4 protein-coding genes are annotated in these 3,575 nt (G+C 67.0%); all 4 read right to left on the bottom strand.

Annotated features, from left to right (window positions below; genetic code table 11):
• Positions 1-263: 263 nt before the first annotated feature.
• Positions 264-1,550: a beta-ketoacyl-ACP synthase II gene (gene fabF / locus HUK84_RS12615; protein ID WP_176640608.1), complete on the bottom strand. Its 1,287-nt coding sequence runs from the start codon at positions 1,548-1,550 to the stop codon at positions 264-266.
• 63 nt (positions 1,551-1,613) lie between these two features.
• Entirely contained in the window at positions 1,614-1,853 is a 240-nt protein-coding gene (locus HUK84_RS12610) for an acyl carrier protein (protein WP_012227163.1), read from the bottom strand.
• Between the two features lie 294 nt (positions 1,854-2,147).
• Complete coding sequence (gene fabG, locus HUK84_RS12605; RefSeq protein ID WP_176640607.1) at positions 2,148-2,897, bottom strand: 3-oxoacyl-[acyl-carrier-protein] reductase; 750 nt, start codon at positions 2,895-2,897, stop codon at positions 2,148-2,150.
• An 82-nt stretch (positions 2,898-2,979) separates the two neighbouring features.
• A partial coding sequence (locus tag HUK84_RS12600; RefSeq protein WP_176640606.1) for an ACP S-malonyltransferase occupies positions 2,980-3,575 on the bottom strand: 596 nt, incomplete at its 5' end.

Raw genomic sequence — 3,575 nt, 5'->3', positions numbered from 1 at the left:
CGCCGGGCCAGGCGCGCGATAGGCCCACCAGCCCCAGCCGGCGACACCGATGCCGGCACCGGCCGCCAGCGTCAACAACACTGCCATCAGGGTGACAAGGCGTCTGACCATCCTGCATATCCGGGCAAGATCGCATCGCGCGGCCATGCCGCGCTGCAAAGGCGATGGAGCAAAAGAAATGGGGCGCGTGACCGGTTCACCCAATCACGCGCCCCATCAGAAAAAGCTGACTGGCCGCCCGGCAAGCCGCTCGGGCAGCGTCCTCAGACGCGGCGCATGATGACGCTGGCGTTGGTGCCGCCGAAGCCGAAGCTGTTGGACAATGCGATGTCGATCTTGCGGCGCTGAGCCTCATGCGCGACCCGGTCGATGACGCTCTCGCGGGACGGGTTGTCCAGGTTCAGCGTCGGCGGCGCGACATTGTCGCGGATCGCCAGCATCGAGAAGATCGCCTCGACCGCGCCGGCCGCCCCAAGCAGATGGCCGATGGCAGACTTGGTCGAGGACATGGCCAGCGCGCCGGCATGATCGCCGAACAGGCGTTCGACCGCATGCAACTCCAGATCGTCGGCCATGGTCGAGGTGCCATGGGCGTTGACGTAGCCGATATCGGCCACGTCGATGCCGGCATTGCGCACCGCCGCCTGCATGGCGCGATACGCACCTTCATGCCCCTCGGCGGGCGACGTGATATGATGGGCGTCGCCCGACAGGCCGTACCCGACGATCTCGCCATAGATCTTCGCGCCACGGGCCTTGGCGTGCTCGTATTCTTCCAGCACCACGATACCCGCGCCCTCGCCCATCACGAACCCGTCACGATCACGATCCCACGGGCGCGAGGCCCTTTCGGGGGTGTCGTTGAAACTGGTCGACAGCGCGCGGGCCGAACAGAATCCGGCGATCCCCAGCGGACACACCGCGGCCTCGGCGCCACCGGCGATCATGACGTCGGCGTCGCCCAGCATGATCAGGCGCGACGCATCGCCGATCGCGTGCACACCCGTGGCGCAGGCGGTGACCACCGAGTGATTCGGTCCCTTGAAGCCGTATTTGATGGAGACGTGGCCCGAAACCAGGTTGATCAGCGCCGACGGGATGAAGAAGGGCGACAGACGCCGCGCGCGTCCTTCATGAACCGTGATCGATGCGTCATAGATCGTCTGCAGGCCGCCGATGCCTGAGCCGATCATCACCCCGGTCCGGCAACGCTCTTCTTCGGATTCCGGCGTCCAGCCCGAATCCTCCACCGCCTCGGTCGCCGCCACCAGGCCCAGATGGATGAACCGGTCCATCTTCTTCTGGTCCTTGACCGACACCCAGTCGGACAAGGTCAGGCCACCGCTGTCGGTCGGGCCGGCAGGAACCTCGCCCGCCACCTGGGCGGGCAGGTCGGACGGGTCGAACGAGGTGATCCGGCCAAAACCGTTTTCCCCGGCGATCAGGCGCGACCAGTTATGTTCGAGCCCAAGCCCGAGCGGGCTGACAATGCCCATACCGGTGACAACAACGCGACGGGCTCCCGACGCCACTCCGGTAGACTGTACCAACCCGCTCTGCTCCCTAGATGACGAAAACCGATTATCCGGCGATGCCGATTGGCGATGCCGAATTCAGGCGGCCTTCTGCTTCTCGATATAGTCGATCGCGTCCTTCACGGTGGCGATCTTCTCGGCCGCATCTTCCGGAATCTCGACGCTGAACGCCTCTTCGAAGGCCATCACCAGCTCGACCGTGTCCAGGCTGTCGGCGCCGAGGTCGTCGATGAAGGAGGCCTCCGGGGTGACCTTGCTTTCCTCGACCCCGAGGTGCTCGACCACAATCTTCTTAACCTTGTCGGCGATTTCGCTCATCTGTCTTCGCTTCCTGTGTGCCCCATGAGATACGGGCGGTTCGAAAATCATTCGTCCTGTCTGACGTCCCGCAAACCGGAGCCGCGAGAACGCGTCCAGCCCGCCTCGGACGAAGCAGCGGCGGATTAGCACGGTTCCTCGGTCGTCGCCAAGGCAGGGATCGTGTTTCCGCCACAATCCGCGCCCCGGCATCAGAACGAATCCGATAAAATCACCCCGTTTTCCGCGATATCCCCCGCCTCGTCCAGCGGAATCGGTCGGGCGGAATCAATCGCGATCCCATCCCGCGGCGCCCTACGGCATCGCCATCCCGCCATTGACGTTCAGCGTCGCCCCGGTGATCCAGCCCGCCTCGTCCGAGACCAGATAGACCACGGCGGCGGCGATATCCTCGGGCCGGCCCATTCGGCCCAGCGGGATGCCGCCCAGCAGCTTCTCGCGCTGCGCCTCGGGCAGCACGTCGGTCATCGCGGTCTGCACGAAACCGGGCGCCACGACATTGACCGTCACCCCGCGCGAGCCGACTTCCTGCGCCAGCGACTTGCTCATGCCGATCATGCCGGCCTTGGCCGCCGAATAATTGGCCTGCCCCGCATTGCCCGTCACCCCGACGATCGAGGCGATGCTGACGATGCGGCCGGCGCGCCGGCGCAGCATGCCCTTCAGCGCGGCGCGGCACAGGCGGAAGGGCGCAGCCAGGTCGACCTCCAGCACCCGGTTCCAGTCCTCGTCCTTCATACGAATCGCCAGCCCGTCGCGGGTCAGTCCCGCATTGTTGACCAGGATGTCCAGCGGCGCGCCCGCCGCCGTTTCCGCGGCGGCGACCAGCGCGTCGGACGCCGCCGGGTCGGACAGGTCAGCCACGCAGACATGCACCCGCTCGCCATCGGGCGCGATCTCGGATGCGACCCCGTTCAGCACCGTCTCCCGCGTCCCGGACAGGACGACGCGCGCTCCCTGGGCATGCAGAGCCCGCGCGATCGCCGCGCCGATTCCCCCCGATGCCCCCGTGACCAGCGCGGTCTTGCCATCCAAACTGAACATCAGCCCATCCACTCCCCGTCCGTCATGCTCTCGCCCATCATTCTCTCGATCCGTCATTCCGTCTCGTCACATGGTCGCTCCGTCACAGGGTCGCCAGGAACGCCTCGATATCGGCGGGCGTTCCGACCGAACGGGCGGCTGCATCAGGCACGATCCGCCGCACCAGTCCAGACAGCACCTTCCCGGCTCCAAGCTCGACGAAACTGTCGACGCCCATCGCCGCCATCGCCTCCACGCTCTCGCGCCAGCGCACGGTCCCGGTGACCTGGCGCACCAGCAGGTCGCGAATCGCCTGCGGATCGGTCACCTTCGCCGCCGAGACATTGGCGATTACGGGCACCACGGGCGGCGCGATCTCGGCGCGTTCCAACGCCTCGCCCATCGCATCGGCCGCCGGCGCCATCAGCGTGCAATGGAAGGGCGCGGAGACCGGCAGCATCACGGCGCGCTTCACCCCGCGCGCCTTCGCCGCCGCGACCGCGCGCTCCACCGCGCCGATGCGGCCGGACACGACGATCTGACCGCCGCCATTGTCATTGGCGACCTCGATGGTCTCGCGCACGTCCGGCTGGCCCTCGGCGCGCAGGATCGCTGCTTCCGCACAGATCTCCCGCGCCAGGTCCAGATCGACGCCGATCAGGGCGGCCATCCCGCCCTCGCCCGCCGGCACGGCCTTCT

Origin of the sequence: Nguyenibacter vanlangensis (genome assembly GCF_013376155.1) — a bacterium.
In the GTDB taxonomy this organism is placed as follows: domain Bacteria; phylum Pseudomonadota; class Alphaproteobacteria; order Acetobacterales; family Acetobacteraceae; genus Gluconacetobacter; species Gluconacetobacter vanlangensis.
This window is presented reverse-complemented; position numbering and strand designations above follow the sequence as displayed.